This window comes from Sulfuritalea sp. (genome assembly GCF_031426875.1).
Lineage (GTDB): Bacteria > Pseudomonadota > Gammaproteobacteria > Burkholderiales > Rhodocyclaceae > Sulfuritalea.
Genome location: NZ_JASJPC010000033.1, coordinates 32,131 through 47,108, shown reverse-complemented (window position 1 = coordinate 47,108; position 14,978 = coordinate 32,131). Strand labels below are relative to the sequence as shown.

The window sequence follows — 14,978 nt, the reverse complement described above, 5'->3', positions numbered from 1 at the left end:
AGATCGAGCGAACTGTACTACACGCCCAGCAACTGGAAGTCGAGCGCCGTGATGGTGCTGGCGCTGGTGTTGAGCAGTACGGCCAAGTATTCCCCACTATCGGTACCGATGACCGTATTGCCGGCAGCGGTGTCGGCGCCGTTGCCCTGGCTGATGGCGAGGTCGGCAAAGTCGAGCCCGCCTGTCAGCGCGATGCGGTCGATGCCGTCCTCGAAGTCATAAAGCATATCGGCCGCGGTCAGGCTGGCGCCGCCATCGCCGGCGGCAAAGACGAAGACATCGGCCCCGGCGCCGCCCACCAGTCGGTCCGCCCCCGTGCCACCCTGCAGGACGTCCGCCCCGGCGCCGCCGAGCAGGGTGTCGTTGCCGCCCAGGCCATCCAGTTGGTTGTGGCCCCGATTGCCGCGCAGCAGGTTGTCGGCCTCGTTGCCGGTGCCGTCGATGCTCAGGTCGATGGTGGTGGTTTTCCTGCCGAAGACGCCACCGCTGCGCAGCGTGACGGAACCGGTGAGGAAGAGGTTCTCGACATGGTCGGCGAGGACATGACTGGCTTTGGCGCTGACGCTGTCGAATCCGCTGTCGGCCACTTCGGTGATCTGGTCGAAACGGTGGTCGACGACATACAGATCGTTGCCGCTACCGCCTTCCATCCGGTCGGCGCCACGGCCGCCATCGAGGCGGTCGTTGCCGTCGCCGCCGACAAGGGAGTCATTGCCGGCTCTACCGTGCAGGACGTTGTCGCCGGAATTCCCCCTGAGTTCATTGTCTGACTCGTTGCCGGTGGCGTTTAGATGGCTGCTACCGGACAGGGTCAGGTTTTCACTATAGCCAGACAGGGTATAGCTCACGGATGACTGGATCACGTCAAGTCCTTCACCGGCCAATTCGATGACGATGTCGCCAGAATCATCGACAACATAGCTGTCGTTTCCGACCCCTCCCACCATGGTGTCTGCGCCGGTTTTACCGTCGAGGGTGTCGTCTCCCGCATAGGTGCGAAGCTCTTCGGCGCCGGTGCTGCCGTTTGCCGTGTCGTTCCCCGCCAGTATTCCGTACAAGACCAGCAGCGGATCGGCCGGTGACGACTTGCTCGAGGATACAGAGTAGTCCGATCCGGTTATCTGCGCCCAGTGACCGGCGTTGTCCGCAACCGTGGTCGATGAATAGGTGCTCAGTGCCGTGTCGCCGGTTACGGTTGCCGTTCCCGTTGAGGAAAACGAGACATTTCCCAAGACAGTTGGAACGGTCGACGACCAACTGCTCAAAGACCAGGGCGTTCCATCGAGGGGGATGAGGCCCGATCCGTATTCAGAGTAACCAAACCCCGAATATGCAACCGACGAAAGGCTTCCCTCGAGCGCATTCGTGCTGGCGTTTATCGTGAGGGCCCCGTCAAGACTGACGGTGGCACTACTGTCTTGCACCTGAATATGGGTGATGACGGCGCTTGTCGTTCCGAAGTTGTACCCGGAAAAGTAGGCGGTGACTCCGCCAGGGTAATACAGTGTCAGGCTGTTGCCGGCCATACTCGAAGACGAGGCGGGCTGGGATAGATTGCTAAGAAGCGAGGTCAGGGAAGTTTTTGCGGCCGCGTAACTTTCACTCGATTCGAACTCATGCGTGGCGGCAAGCAGTGACTCAAAATCGGACCAGGAAGGATAGTTGGAGGTATAAACGGCCACGACGATTTGCTCCCGTCAGAATGCACCCAAAATTAGTAGGGCCATTCTATCTGGATGTATGACAATTTCAAGTCACCGCGAGGCGCGGTGGGTTGGAGCAAGCTCCAGTTCCACGCGCAACCCAGGCTTGGGTTGTCAGATCAGTCAGGGCGAGGTGGCTTGTTCCAGATGGGTGAGCCAGGCGAGCGCCTGTTCGCGGTTCGCGCCGCACATCTCAGCCGAGGGCCGCAGGCCGCTGCAGCAGAACGGACGCCGCGAGCTGCCGAACAGCGTGCAGCGATAGTCGGGCGTCAGGTGCACGCAGGCCTGGCCGGCGGGCTTGTCCAGGGTGCTGATCGAGGGCGCAATGCAGCAGGCGCCGCAGCCGGGACGGCAGTCCATTATTTACCGTCTATTTGCCGTAGCGCCAGCGCCAACTCTCAGCTTGCCTTGTAGATCTCGCTGCCCGCCTTGACGAACTCCACCGACTTGACTTCCATCCCTTTGTTCAGCGCCTCCTGCTCCGAGACACCCAGCTTGGCAGCGTATTCGCGCACGTCCTGGGTGATTTTCATGGAGCAGAAATGCGGCCCGCACATGGAGCAGAAGTGGGCCAGCTTGGCGCCGTGCTGCGGTAGCGTCTCGTCGTGGAATTCGCGCGCCTTGTCGGGGTCGAGGCCGAGGTTGAACTGGTCTTCCCAGCGGAACTCGAAGCGCGCTTTCGACAGCGCGTTGTCGCGCACCTGGGCGCCTGGGTGTCCTTTCGCCAGGTCGGCAGCGTGGGCGGCGATCTTGTAGGCCATGATGCCGTCCTTGACGTCGTTCTTGTCCGGCAGGCCGAGGTGTTCCTTCGGCGTCACGTAGCAGAGCATGGCCGTGCCATACCAGCCGATCATCGCCGCGCCGATGGCGCTGGTGATGTGGTCGTAGCCCGGCGCGATGTCGGTGGTCAAGGGGCCAAGGGTGTAGAAGGGCGCTTCGCCGCAGAGGCGCAGCTGCTCGTCCATGTTGAACTTGATCATGTGCATCGGCACATGGCCGGGGCCTTCGATCATTACCTGCACGTCGTGCTTCCAGGCGATCTTGGTCAGTTCGCCCAGAGTTTCCAGCTCGCCCATCTGCGCCGCGTCGTTGGCGTCGTAGATCGAACCCGGACGCAGGCCGTCGCCGAGGCTGAAGGCAACGTCGTAGGCCTTCATGATTTCGCAGATGTCCTCGAAGTGGGTGTAGAGGAAGTTCTCCTTGTGATGCGAGAGGCACCACTTGGCCAGGATCGAGCCGCCGCGGCTGACGATGCCGGTCATGCGCTTGGCGGTCAGCGGCACGTAGCGCAGCAGCACGCCGGCATGAATTGTGAAGTAATCGACGCCCTGCTCGGCCTGCTCGATCAGCGTGTCGCGGAAGATTTCCCAGGTCAGATCCTCGGCTTTGCCGTCGACCTTTTCCAGCGCCTGGTAGATCGGCACGGTGCCGATCGGCACCGGCGAGTTGCGCACGATCCATTCGCGCGTCTCGTGGATGTTCTTGCCGGTCGAGAGGTCCATCACCGTGTCGCCGCCCCAGCGGATGGCCCAGGTCATCTTGTCGACTTCGTCCTGGATGGTCGAGGCCAGCGGCGAGTTACCGATGTTGCAGTTGATCTTGGTGAGGAAGTTGCGGCCGATGATCATCGGCTCGGATTCGGGGTGGTTGATGTTGTTGGGGATGATGGCGCGGCCGCGGGCGACCTCGTCGCGGACGAACTCGGGCGTGATCACACGTGGGATCGAGGCGCCGAAGCTCTGGCCGGGATGCTGTTGGCGCAGCAGCTCTTCGAGGCCGTCGAGTTTCTGGTTTTCGCGGATCGCGACGTATTCCATTTCGGGCGTGATGATGCCCTGGCGGGCATAGTGCATCTGCGACACGTTCTTGCCGGGCATTGCGCGGCGCGGGCGGCGCGCGAGGTCGAAGCGCAGGCCAGCGAGTTCAGCATCGATGGCGCGCTGGCGGCCGTATTCGGACGACAGGTCGGGCAGTTCCTCGGTATCGCCGCGCTCGGCGATCCAGGCGGCGCGCAGCTGGGGCAGGCCCTTGCGGATGTCGATGCTGGCGGTCGGGTCGGTATAGGGGCCGGAGCAGTCATAGACGGTGATCGGCGGGTTCGGCGTGTCGGCGGTCGCGCTCTGGGCGATTTCGCGCATCGGCACGCGGATGTCGGGCCGGCTGCCGGCGACGTAGATCTTGCGCGAGTTGGGCAGCGGGGCGATGGCGGCGGCGTCGACGTGGGCGTCCGCGGCGATGAAATTTTCGTTGGCGTTCATGGGGCAAGCTCGATTCGGGAAGGGGTGGGGCAGGGGCCTGAAACTACTGGAAAGGCGGCGCGAATGCAACCCGGCGCGCGGAAAGGACAAATTGTGGAAACGTCAGCGGGCGAAGCCGATTTTCTTCAGGTCCGCGTGGATCTTCTCGCCGAGCAGGGCATGGCCGGCCGCATTCGGGTGCAACTGGTCGCCCTTCAGGGCGGTGTCGGACAGCACCTCGGGCAAGGCATCGGCGATCAGCGGCACCTTCTTGTCCTTGGCCACTTCGGCGTAGAAATCGGCGGGCGACAGGCTGTTGAACACCGCGCCGGCGATGCTGGGCTTCGGCGTCGCCAGCAGTACTGCCTTGGCGCCGCTGGCCCTGGCCAGGTCCAGCATGCGCCCGAGGTTGGCCACCGTCTGCGCCTGCGACAGCTTGCGCAGCATGTCGTTGCCGCCCAGGCTGACCAGCACCAGTTGCGGCTGGTGTTCGTCGAGCAGCGCCGGCAGCCGTTCGAGGGCCTGGGCGCTGGTGTTGCCGCTGATGCCGGCGTTGATCACCACCCAGCCGGTCTTCTGCCCCAGCAGCGTCGGCCAGTCTTCGCCGGGCTTGACGCCGTGCGGCGCGGTCAGGCTGTCGCCCAGCGCCAGCACCTTGCTGCCCGATGGGAGAGCTGCTTCCCTCTTGTCGCCACCGCAGGCGAAGGCCAGCAGCACGACGCACACGGCGGCAAGGCCGCGGGCGATCCGGGTCACTTCATGCATGGGGTCAGGATTGGCCGAAAACTTCATTCAACTGCCGCGCGACGCGGATGAAGGTGGTGCGCTTGGACAATTCGCGCAGCTTGTGCGCACCGACGTAGGTGCAGGCCGAGCGCACGCCGCCGAGGATTTCCTGCAGCGTGTTGTCCACCGGGCCGCGGTAGTCGAGCAGGACTTCCTTGCCTTCCGAGGCGCGGTAGTTGGCGACGCCGCCGGCATGCTTGTCCATCGCCGTGCGAGAACTCATGCCGTAGAAGCGCACCTTGCGCACGCCGTCCTCGTCGGCGACCTCACCCATGCATTCGTCGTGGCCGGCGAGCATGCCACCGAGCATGACGAAGTCGGCGCCGCCGCCGAAGGCCTTGGCCAGGTCGCCCGGCGAGGTGCAGCCGCCGTCGGCGCAGATCAGCCCACCGAGGCCGTGGGCGGCATCGGCGCATTCGATGATGGCGGAGAGCTGCGGATAGCCGATGCCGGTCATCTTGCGCGTGGTGCATACCGAGCCGGGACCGATGCCGACCTTGACGATGTCGGCGCCGTCGAGAATCAGTTCCTCGGCCATCTCGCCGGTGACGACGTTGCCGGCCATGATGGTGATTGCCGGATGGGCCGCGCGCAGCTTGTGCAGGAAATCGATGAAGGACTTGGTGTAGCCGTTGGCGACATCGACGCAGACATACGCAATCGCATCGCCGGCCAGCTGCTTGACGCGGCAGAACTTGTCGTAGTCCTCGCGCGTCATACCCATCGAATAGAACACCGTCGCGGATTCCGGCAGGCCCTGGAAATAGGTCACCAGTTCGGCCTCCTCGTAATGCTTGTGCAGCGCGGTGGCCAGTTGGTGCTTGTCCAGCGCCTGCGCCATCTCAAAGGTGCCGACGGTATCCATGTTGGCGGCGATGATCGGTACGCCGTGGTAGCGGCGCCCGGAGTGGCGGAAAACGAACTCGCGCGAAATATCGACCTCGGAACGCGATGTCAGCGTCGAGCGCTTGGGCCGGATCAGCACGTCCTGAAAATCGAGCTTGAGCTCTTCTTCGATACGCATGGGGTCTTCCTTGGTGGGTGCCGCGGGCGGGGCGCGGGGGCTGACCGTGGACGCAGCATGGGCGAGCATACCGCGGAAATGCAGCGCGACGCCCGGTGTCGGGCGCAGGGCTTGACGCCCGCTTATCCTTCGATATACTGACTGACCGGTCAGTAATTAGAGGTTTCGCATGGAAGCCGTCACCCACCCCCGCCAGCGCCGCAAGGAAGCGCGTCCCGCCGAACTCATGGCGGCGGCGCTGGAGTTGTTCGTCGAAAAGGGCTTCGTCGGTACCCGGCTGGAGGACGTCGCGGCGCGCGCCGGGGTGTCGAAGGGCACGCTCTACCTCTACTTCGACAGCAAGGAAGCGCTGTTCAAGGCCGTGATCCAGGAAGGCATCCTGCCGATTCTGGAACAGGGTGCGGGCCTGGTCGACGGCTTCAAGGGCAGCGCCGCGGACCTGCTGCGCGCCCTGATCCGTGAATGGTGGCAGCGCATCGGCAGCACGCACCTGGCCGGCGTGCCCAAGTTGATGATCAGCGAGGCGGGCAATTTTCCCGAACTGGCGATCTACTACCACGACACCGTGATCACCCGCGGCCGCGAGCTGATGCGGCGTACCCTGCAGCGCGGCATTGCAACGGGCGAGTTCCGTGCGGTCGACGTCGAAACAGCGATCGACGTGATCTTCGCCCCGGTGCTGATGCTGCTGATCTGGCGCTACTCGCTGGGCGCCTGTTGCGGTACGGCGCATGACCCGCAGGTCTATCTGAACACCCATCTCGACCTGGCCTTGCGCGGCCTGGCGGCGCCGAACGCACCCGGCAAACGGAGAACGTCAAAGTGAAACCCTTGGTCCTGCTTGCATCGAGTCTGTCGCTGCTGCTGGCGGCCTGTGGCGAAAAGCCGGCCGAGGCGCCGCCGGCTGCGGCGGCGACGCTCGCGGTCGGCGTCGTCCGTTTCGGCGAACTCGGCTTCCACCCCGAGCGCGAGGCGCCGGCGACGGTGCTGGGCAAGAACGAAACCCGACTGGCTGCCGAGGCTTCCGCGCGCATCGTGGCGATTGCGGTCGATAGCGGCGACGCCGTCAAGGCCGGGCAGGTGCTGGTGCGGCTCGATGCGAAAGATGCCGAGCTGGCGCTGGCGCGTGCCGCAGCCGGGCTGGCGCAAAGCGCCGCGCGCCTGGCCCAGGCCGAGGCGCAGATGGCGCGGGCACGAACCCTGCGCGAGAAGAACTTCATTTCCGCCGAGGCGCTGACGCTGCGCGAGACCGAACTCGCGGCGACCCAGGCCGATGTGCAGGCGGCGCGCGCCAACCGCGATTCGGCGCGGCGCGGCGTCGACAAGTGCATCATCACCGCGCCCTTCAGCGGCATCGTGAGGGCGCGCACGGCCCAGGTCGGGGAACTCGCGGCGCCCGGCACGCCGTTGCTGACCCTGGCCGATACCAGCGACCTGCAGGTGGTGGCCCAGGTCCAGGCGCGCGATGCGGAGGGACTGGCGACAGCGGCGAAGGTCGAGTTCGCGGCCGCCGGCCAGACCCATGCCCTGACGCCGCTGCGCATCTCCGGCGCGATCAGCCGCGAGGCGCGCACGGTCGAGGCGCGCTATCGCTTCGTCGGTTCGGCGCCGGCGCCCGGCAGCGAGGGCCGCCTGGTCTGGCGCGACCCGCGACCGCACATCCCGGCCGACTACATCCTGCGGCGCAATGGCCGCTACGGCGTGTTCGTGCTCGACGGCAGCAAGGCGAGCTTCCGCGAGCTGCCGCAGGCCCAGGAGGGGCGTCCCGCCAGCGCCGACTTTCCGCCTGAGGCGAGTATCGTCACCCGCGGCCGCCATGCCCTGCAGCACGGCATGGCTGTCACACTCGAGCCAGCGCCGGCAGCTAAATGAACTTCTACTCGCGGCTGATCCAGAACCACCCGCTGGCCAACATCGCCTTCGCGGTGGTGCTGGTCATGGGCGCGCTGGCCTATCTCGCCATGCCGCGCGAGCAGGACCCGGAAATCAACTTCAATTGGGTCATGATCACCACGGTGCTGCCCGGCGCTTCGGCCGAGGACGTCGAAAAGCGCGTGACCAAACCGCTGGAGGACGCGATCAAGAGCGTTGCCGACATCCGCTTCGTGATGTCGTCCTCGCGCGAGAACATCGCCTCGATCCTGGTGCGCTTCCGCGACATCGACGAGCGCGTTTTCGACAAGCGCATCAACGACCTGCGCCGCGAAATCCAGAACAAGGCCAAGAGCGAGCTGCCGGTCGAGGCCAAGGACCCGCGCGTGCTCGAAATCACCACCTCGAACGGCTTCCCCACGGCCATGGTGCTGGTCACCGGCCAGGCCGCCGACGAATTGCTGCGCGGTAGGGCACGGCAGTTCAAGGACGACATCGAGCGCATCGCCGGCGTGGACCAGGTGTTCGCCACCGGCTTGCGCGATCCTGAATTGCAGGTCGAGTTCGATCCGGTGGCGCTGGCCAACCGCGGGCTCACCGCGACCGACGCTTCCGATGCGGTCATGGCCTGGTTCCGCGATACCTTCGCCGGCAAGGTCGAAACCGCCGGCGAGCAGGAGCGCACCGCCTGGCTGGTGCGCGTGGTCGGCCAGACTGCCGATCCGGATGAAATCGCCCGCATTCCGGTCAGCAGCGCCACGCGCAGGGAACCGGTACCGCTGGGCAACGTCGCCGAGGTCTCGCGCGGCCGCGCCAAGGCCGGCAGCCTGGCCAGCTATCAGGGCAAGGGCGCGGTAATCCTGGCCGTGACCAAGAAGAGCCGCACCAATACGCTGCAACTTATCGAGCGGCTCGACAGCTACATCGCCGAGCAGAATCCGCGCTTCACCAACGACGGCGTGCAGCTGCAACTGCTCGACGATCAGACGGTGCCGACGCGCGAGGCGATTACCACCATGGAGCGCAACGCGCTGCAGGGATTGGTGCTGGTGCTGGCGATCTGCTGGCTGTTCCTCGGCACCCGCATCGCGATTCTGGTCGGCCTTGGCATTCCGTTTTCGCTGGCCGGAACCTTCGCCATTCTTCATGCGCTGGGCTACACGCTGAATATCTCGGTGCTGCTCGGCGTGGTCATCGTGCTCGGCATGCTGGTCGACGATGCCGTGGTGGTGGTCGAGACCATCTACTACCGCATGCAGCGCGGTGAGCCGGTACACACCGCCGCCATCGCAGGCGTGCGTGAAGTCTTCGCGCCGGTGACGGCCTCGGTGCTGACCACCATCGCCGCCTTCCTGCCGCTGATGCTGCTGCCGGGCATCGTCGGCAAGTTCATGTTCGTGATTCCCTTCGTCGTCACGCTGGGCCTGACCATCAGCCTGCTCGAGGCCTACTGGATGCTGCCGGCGCACATGGCGGTGATGGCGCCCAAACCCGGCGACGGCCACCTCAACAACTGGCGCGACCGTTTCAACCATTTCCTGCGCGTCAAGTATTCGCGCTGGCTGCTGCGGGTCATGCGCCGGCCCAAGCGTTCGCTGGTCATCGCCGTCGCGCTGATGCTGGGCGCGGTGGCGGCCGTGGGTGTGGGTCTGGTGCGCATCCAGTTCTTCGCCTTCGATCCGATCCGGCTGTTCTACGTCAATGTCGACATGCCGGCCGGCGCGCCGATCGAACAGACGCTGGCGAATGCGGAGCGTCTGGAAGCCGTGGTGCGCAAGCACCTCAAGCCGAATGAAGCGCGCAATCTGGCGTCCTACGCCGGCGTCAAGTTTTCCGATACCGAGCCGCTCTACGGCGAATCCTACGGCCAGGTCACGGTCTCGCTGAATCCGAGGAACGGTGGCCGCGAAGTGGCCGACATCGTCGAGAGCATGCGCGCCGAAGTGGAAGCCACGCCGACGCCGGGCAAGATTACCTTCACCATGATCTCGGGCGGCCCGCCCTTGGCCAAGCCGGTCAAGGCGCGGGTGCGCAGCGACGACCCGCAGGAACTGCGTGCCGCCGGCGACGCGCTGCTGGCCATTGTGCGCGCGGTGCCCGGCGCCAAGGACGTGGCCGACGACGACATCCCCGGCCGCCCGGAACTGGTGCTGGCGCTGGACCGCGGCGCCCTGCGCGCCTCCGGCCTCGATGCCGGCAAGGTGGCGCGGCTGCTGCGCCTGCATGCCGACGGCGAGATCGTGGCGATGATGCGCGACAAGGGCGAGAAGGTCGAGCTGCGCGTACGCGCGAAACATGGTGCCGGAGATGGCAAAACCGGCAAGTCCGCCGGCACCGTCGGCGCCGACATCACCGGCCTGCTCGACGATCCGATCGCTCTGCCTGCCGGCGGCAGCACCACGCTGCGCGCGCTGGTGACTGAGGAGACGCGCCTCGGCAAGGGCGTCATCAAGCACTACAACCTGCGCCGCGCGATTACGGTCGAAGCCGACCTCGACAAGACCGTCACCGACACCGTGGCGGCGAACAGGATCATCGCTGCCGAGTGGAAGAAACTCGCGGTGCAGTTCCCCAACACCGACATCGATTTCTCCGGCGAGCTCGACGACATCCAGGAAAGCCTCGACGCCATGGCCGTGTTGTTCCTGATGGGCGTGGGGCTCATCTACCTGATCCTCGCTGCGCAGTTCAAGAGCTATGCGCAGCCCATCCTGATCCTGGTCACGGTGCCGCTGGCCTTCACCGGGGTGATCCTCGGTCTGCTGGTGGCGCGCATTCCGCTCTCGCTCTACACCCTCTACGGCGTCATCGCGCTGACCGGCATCGCGGTCAATTCGGCCATCGTGCTGATCGACGCGGCCAACGAGCGCCTGGCCTCGGGCATGAGCGTGCTGCATGCCGCCGTGTATGCGGCGCGCCGGCGCGTGGTGCCGATCCTGATCACCTCGGTCACCACCATCGGTGGCCTGTTCTCGCTCGCTGTCGGCCTGGGCGGCAAGTCGCTGCTGTGGGGTCCGGTCGCGGCCTCAATCGTCTGGGGCCTGGGTTTCTCGACGGTGCTTACGCTGTTCGTCATGCCCCTTCTCTACTGGATGTTCATGCGCCGTTTTCCCGGAGTTGCCCGATGAATAAGTTTGCCACCCTGGCCGTGCTGGTCCTGTTCCTTGCCGCCTGCAGCGAGGCGCCGCCGCCTCCGGCCGCGCCCAAGCTGGTGCGCACCCTGAAAGTTGGCGCTGGCGCTACGGCGGCCGAAGGCGCCGAGCGTGGTTACAGCGGCGAGGTGCGTGCGCGCATCGAGACCACGCTGGGCTTTCGCGTCGCCGGCAAGATCGTCGAGCGTCGCGCCGAACTCGGCCAGGCCGTCAAGGCCGGCCAGGTGCTGGCGCGGCTCGATCCGACCGATGCGGCGTTGCAAGTGACCCAGGCCGAGGCCCAGCGCGCGCTGGCAGCGGCCGACGTCGCGCGCTACCGCGACCTCAAGGCGAAGAACTACATCAGCGCCTCGGCGCTCGACGCGCGCGAAACCGCCTTCAAGGCGGCCGAAGCGCAGGCCGCACTGGCGAAGAACCAGGCTTCGTACACGACCCTGGTGGCCGACCGCAGCGGCGTCATCGGCCAGGTGCTGGCCGAACCGGGCCAGGTGGTCAGCGTCGGCCAGGCAGTGTTTCGCCTGGCGCCGGACGGCGAACGCGAAATCGCGATCGCCCTGCCGGAAGGCGAAGTGAGCAACTTCAAGCTCGGCCAGGCGGCGCAAGTCAGCTTCTGGGCCGCGGCTGGTGCGGCAGGAAAACCGCTCGTCGGACGTGTGCGCGAAATCTCGCCCGTCGCCGATCCGGTCACCCGCACCTATGCCGCGCGCGTCAGCCTGAAAGACGCCGACCCGCTGCTGCCGCTGGGCATGAGCGCGACGGTGCGCTTTCCTTCCGGCGTGTCCAGTGCGGCAAATCTGATCGTGCCGCTGACGGCGATCTTCCAGCAGGGCAAGCAGCCGGCGGTGTGGAAAGTTGGTGCTGACAACACGGTGAGCCTGCAGGCGGTCAGCGTCGCGGCCTACACGGATGCCGGAGCCGTGGTGAGTGGTGGCCTGGCGGGCGGCGAGCAGATCGTCGCTGCCGGCGTGAACCTGCTCACCGCCGGCGAAAAGGTTCGCGTCGCGGCTCAGGCAAGTTCGCGATGAAACAGCTCAATCTCTCCGAGTGGGCGCTGCGGCACCAGTCCATGGTGCTCTACCTGATGATCGTGTTCATGGTCGGCGGCGTGCTGGCCTTCCTCAAGCTCGGTCGCGCCGAGGATCCGGACTTCACCTTCAAGGTCATGGTGGTGCGCACGCTGTGGCCCGGGGCGAACGCGCAGCAGGTCGAGCAGCAACTGACCGAGCGCATCGAGAAGAAGCTGGCCGAGACGCCCTGGGTCGACGTGCTGCGCACCGCATCGAAGCCCGGCGAATCGCTGACCATCGTGATCCTCAAGGACTACACGCCGAAGACCGAGGTGCCGGAGGCCTGGCGCCAGGTCAGGAAGAAGCTCGACGACATCCGCCACACACTGCCGGCCGGCGTGCAGGGGCCCTTCCCCAACGACGAGTTCGGCGACGTGCAGATCAAGATCTTCGCCCTGACGTCGCGTGACGACAAGGCCGGCTACGGCATGGGCGACCTGCGCCGCGAGGCCGACCGCCTGGCGCGCGAACTGCGCCGCGTTGCGGATGTGAAGAAGATCGAGCTGATCGGCGTGCAGGACGAAAAGATCTACATCGACGTCAGCCCGGCGCGGCTCGCCGCCATGGGCCTGGTGCCGACCCAGGTGTTCGATGCGCTGCAGCGGCAGAATGCCGTGGTGCCGTCCGGCCATGTCGAGACCGATACCGACCGCGTGCGGCTGCGCGTTTCCGGCCCCTTCGACAGCGTCGATGCGCTGCGTGAAGCTTCGCTGGCGGTGGGCGGACGCAGCTTCCGGCTGGGCGATATCGCTCGCGTCACACGCGGCCTGGCCGATCCGCCGCAGCCGCGGATGCGTGTCGCCGGTCGCGACGCGATCGGTCTCGGCGTGGTCATGGCGCGCGGCGGCAACGTCATCGACCTCGGCGAGAATCTCTCGGCGACCATGGCCAAGCTGCAGCAGGATCTGCCGGTGGGCATCGACGTGCATGTGGTGTTCGACCAGCCGCAGATCGTCAAGACTTCGCTCAACCTCTTCGTGCAGACGCTGGGCGAGGCCATGATCATCGTCCTCGCCGTGTCCTTCCTCAGCCTGGGCTGGCGCACCGGCACCGTGGTGGCGCTGTCGATTCCGCTGGTGCTGGCGATGACCTTCCTCGCCATGCAGGCCTTCGGCATCGACCTGCAGCGCATCTCGCTGGGCGCGCTGGTGATTTCGCTGGGCCTGCTGGTCGATGACGCGATCATTACCGTGGAAATGATGGTGGTGAAAATGGAGCAGGGCTGGGACCGCTTCAAGGCCGCCACCTTTGCCTATACCTCGACCGCATTCCCGATGCTGACCGGCACCCTGATCACGGCGGCCGGCTTCACGCCGGTCGGCTTCGCCAAGTCGGGTGCCGGCGAATACACCTTCTCGATCTTCGCCGTGGTGACCATTGCGCTCTTGGTGTCGTGGATCGTCGCCGTGGTGTTCACGCCCTGGCTCGGCTACAAGCTGCTCGACCCAGCCCGCTTGCGCGCGATTGCCGAGAAGCACGGCGGCGACATCTACGATTCGCCTTTCTACCGCCGCATCCGCGCCCTGGTCGAGTGGTGCCTGCGCCATCGCTGGCTGGTGATCTTCGCCACGGTGGGTTTCTTCGCTCTCTCGCTGGTGCTGTTCAACAAGGCCGTGCAGAAGCAGTTCTTCCCGCCCGCCAGCCGGCCCGAAATCATGGTCGATATCTGGCTGCCGCAAGGCGCTTCGCTGAAGGCCACCGAGCATGAGGTCAAGCGCGTCGAGGCGCTGCTCGGCAAGGACGAGAACATCGCCTCGTGGTCGTCCTACATCGGCAACGGCGCGCCGCGTTTCTTCCTTTCGCTCGACCAGCAACTGTTCGCCGACAACTTCGGCCAGATGGTGATCGTGACCAAGGGCCTCAAGGAGCGCGAGGTGGTCAAGAACCGGCTGGAGGCGGCCTTCGACGCAGCCGACGGCTCCTGGTCGCACCTGCGGCTGCGCGTGGTCCGGCTCGAAAACGGCCCGCCGGTCGGTTACCCGGTGCAGTTCCGCGTGATGGGCGAGGATCTGGTCGCCCTGCGCGATAACGCGGACGGCATATCGAGCCTGATGCGCGCCCACCCCAACCTGCGCAACGTGAACTTCGACTGGAACGATCGGGTCAAGGCCGTGCGGGTCGAAATCGACCAGGCCCGCGCCCGCGCGCTGGGCGTGTCCAGTCAGGACGTGGCGCTGACGCTGCAGGGCTGGCTGGTCGGCGCCACGGTGACCCAGTTCCGCGAGAACGACCAACTGATCGACGTGGTCTGGCGCGCCGACGGAACCGACCAGAGCGGCCATGCAGACCCACGGACCCTGAGTCGCCTGCCCGATCTCGATCTCGTCTCTGCCAGCGGGCGCCACATCCCGCTGGCCCAGGTCGCGCGCCTGGTCCCGGTGCTGGAAGAAGGCCTGATCTGGCGTCGCGACCGCATGCCGACCATCACGGTACGCGCCGACGTGGTCGGCAGCCTGCAACCGCAGGCTGCCTCGGCCCAGATCGACCTGCAGCTGGCCGGCTTGCGCGCAAAGCTGCCGCCCGGCTTCCGCATCGAAGTCGGCGGCTCGACCGAGGAATCGGCCAAGGGCGAAAACTCGATCAAGGCCGTGGTGCCCTTGATGATCGTCGGCGTCATCACCCTGCTGATGATCCAGCTGCAGAGCATCAGTCGCACCATCATGGTCCTGCTCACGGCACCGCTGGGCCTGATCGGCGTGACCCTGGCGCTGCTGCTGTTCCGGGTGCCCTACGGCTTCGTCGCCAACCTCGGCGTGATCGCGCTGATGGGCATGATCCTGCGCAACTCGGTGATCCTGGTGGACCAGATCGAGCAGGACGAGGCCGACGGCAAGAGCGAATGGGAGGCCATCGTCGGTTCCACGGTGCGCCGTTTCCGGCCCATCGTGCTGACCGCGGCGGCGGCGGTGCTGGCCATGATTCCGCTGACCCGGCAGGTGTTCTGGGGGCCGATGGCGGTCGCCATCATGGGCGGCCTGATCGTCGCCACGGTGCTGACCTGCCTGTTCCTGCCCGCCCTTTATGCGGCGTGGTTCAGGGTCAAGGCGCCAGAATCCGGGCCGTCTGCGGCGTAGAATCTTGTTTTTGTCGGATTTGTCTACATATTAGCGCATGCTAATATTGCAAACAGGAGATGT

At 65.8% G+C, this 14,978-nt stretch carries 10 protein-coding genes; 5 read left to right on the top strand and 5 right to left on the bottom strand.

Features of this window, described 5'->3' with window-relative positions:
- Positions 1-17: 17 nt before the first annotated feature.
- From RMO95_RS14885 to RMO95_RS14865, 5 genes are all read right to left on the bottom strand, one after another.
- A complete protein-coding gene (locus RMO95_RS14885; RefSeq protein ID WP_310451427.1) occupies positions 18-1,682 on the bottom strand; it encodes a calcium-binding protein in 1,665 nt (554 codons plus the stop codon).
- Positions 1,683-1,826: 144 nt separating this feature from the next.
- Positions 1,827-2,063 carry a YkgJ family cysteine cluster protein gene (locus RMO95_RS14880; protein ID WP_310451426.1) on the bottom strand — a complete coding sequence of 79 codons (237 nt, stop codon included), beginning with the start codon at positions 2,061-2,063 and terminating at the stop codon, positions 1,827-1,829.
- A gap of 38 nt (positions 2,064-2,101) precedes the next feature.
- The gene (gene thiC / locus RMO95_RS14875; protein WP_310451425.1) at positions 2,102-3,961 is read right to left on the bottom strand and encodes a phosphomethylpyrimidine synthase ThiC; all 1,860 of its coding nucleotides are present in this window, start codon (positions 3,959-3,961) and stop codon (positions 2,102-2,104) included.
- Between the two features lie 102 nt (positions 3,962-4,063).
- The gene (locus RMO95_RS14870) at positions 4,064-4,732 is read right to left on the bottom strand and encodes an arylesterase (RefSeq protein ID WP_310451424.1); all 669 of its coding nucleotides are present in this window, start codon (positions 4,730-4,732) and stop codon (positions 4,064-4,066) included.
- Entirely contained in the window at positions 4,710-5,750 is a 1,041-nt protein-coding gene (locus tag RMO95_RS14865) for a GMP reductase (protein WP_310451423.1), read from the bottom strand. Before RMO95_RS14865 ends, RMO95_RS14870 begins: the two co-directional genes overlap by 23 nt.
- Positions 5,751-5,919: 169 nt before the next feature.
- Between RMO95_RS14865 and RMO95_RS14860 the strand changes: the two genes are divergently transcribed.
- From RMO95_RS14860 to RMO95_RS14840, 5 genes are read left to right on the top strand one after another with little or no spacing between them, the layout of a single operon-like run.
- Positions 5,920-6,576 (top strand): TetR/AcrR family transcriptional regulator, encoded by a 657-nt coding sequence (locus RMO95_RS14860; protein WP_310451422.1) that lies wholly within the window; start codon positions 5,920-5,922, stop codon positions 6,574-6,576.
- Positions 6,573-7,622, top strand: coding sequence for an efflux RND transporter periplasmic adaptor subunit (locus tag RMO95_RS14855; protein ID WP_310451421.1), 1,050 nt, complete (start codon positions 6,573-6,575; stop codon positions 7,620-7,622). The genes RMO95_RS14860 and RMO95_RS14855 overlap by 4 nt, the downstream gene beginning before the upstream one ends.
- Entirely contained in the window at positions 7,619-10,750 is a 3,132-nt protein-coding gene (locus RMO95_RS14850) for an efflux RND transporter permease subunit (RefSeq protein ID WP_310451420.1), read from the top strand. Before RMO95_RS14855 ends, RMO95_RS14850 begins: the two co-directional genes overlap by 4 nt.
- Positions 10,747-11,799 carry an efflux RND transporter periplasmic adaptor subunit gene (locus RMO95_RS14845; RefSeq protein WP_310451419.1) on the top strand — a complete coding sequence of 351 codons (1,053 nt, stop codon included), beginning with the start codon at positions 10,747-10,749 and terminating at the stop codon, positions 11,797-11,799. Before RMO95_RS14850 ends, RMO95_RS14845 begins: the two co-directional genes overlap by 4 nt.
- Positions 11,796-14,915: an efflux RND transporter permease subunit gene (locus RMO95_RS14840; RefSeq protein ID WP_310451418.1), complete on the top strand. Its 3,120-nt coding sequence runs from the start codon at positions 11,796-11,798 to the stop codon at positions 14,913-14,915. Before RMO95_RS14845 ends, RMO95_RS14840 begins: the two co-directional genes overlap by 4 nt.
- The last annotated feature ends 63 nt before the right edge of the window (positions 14,916-14,978 follow it).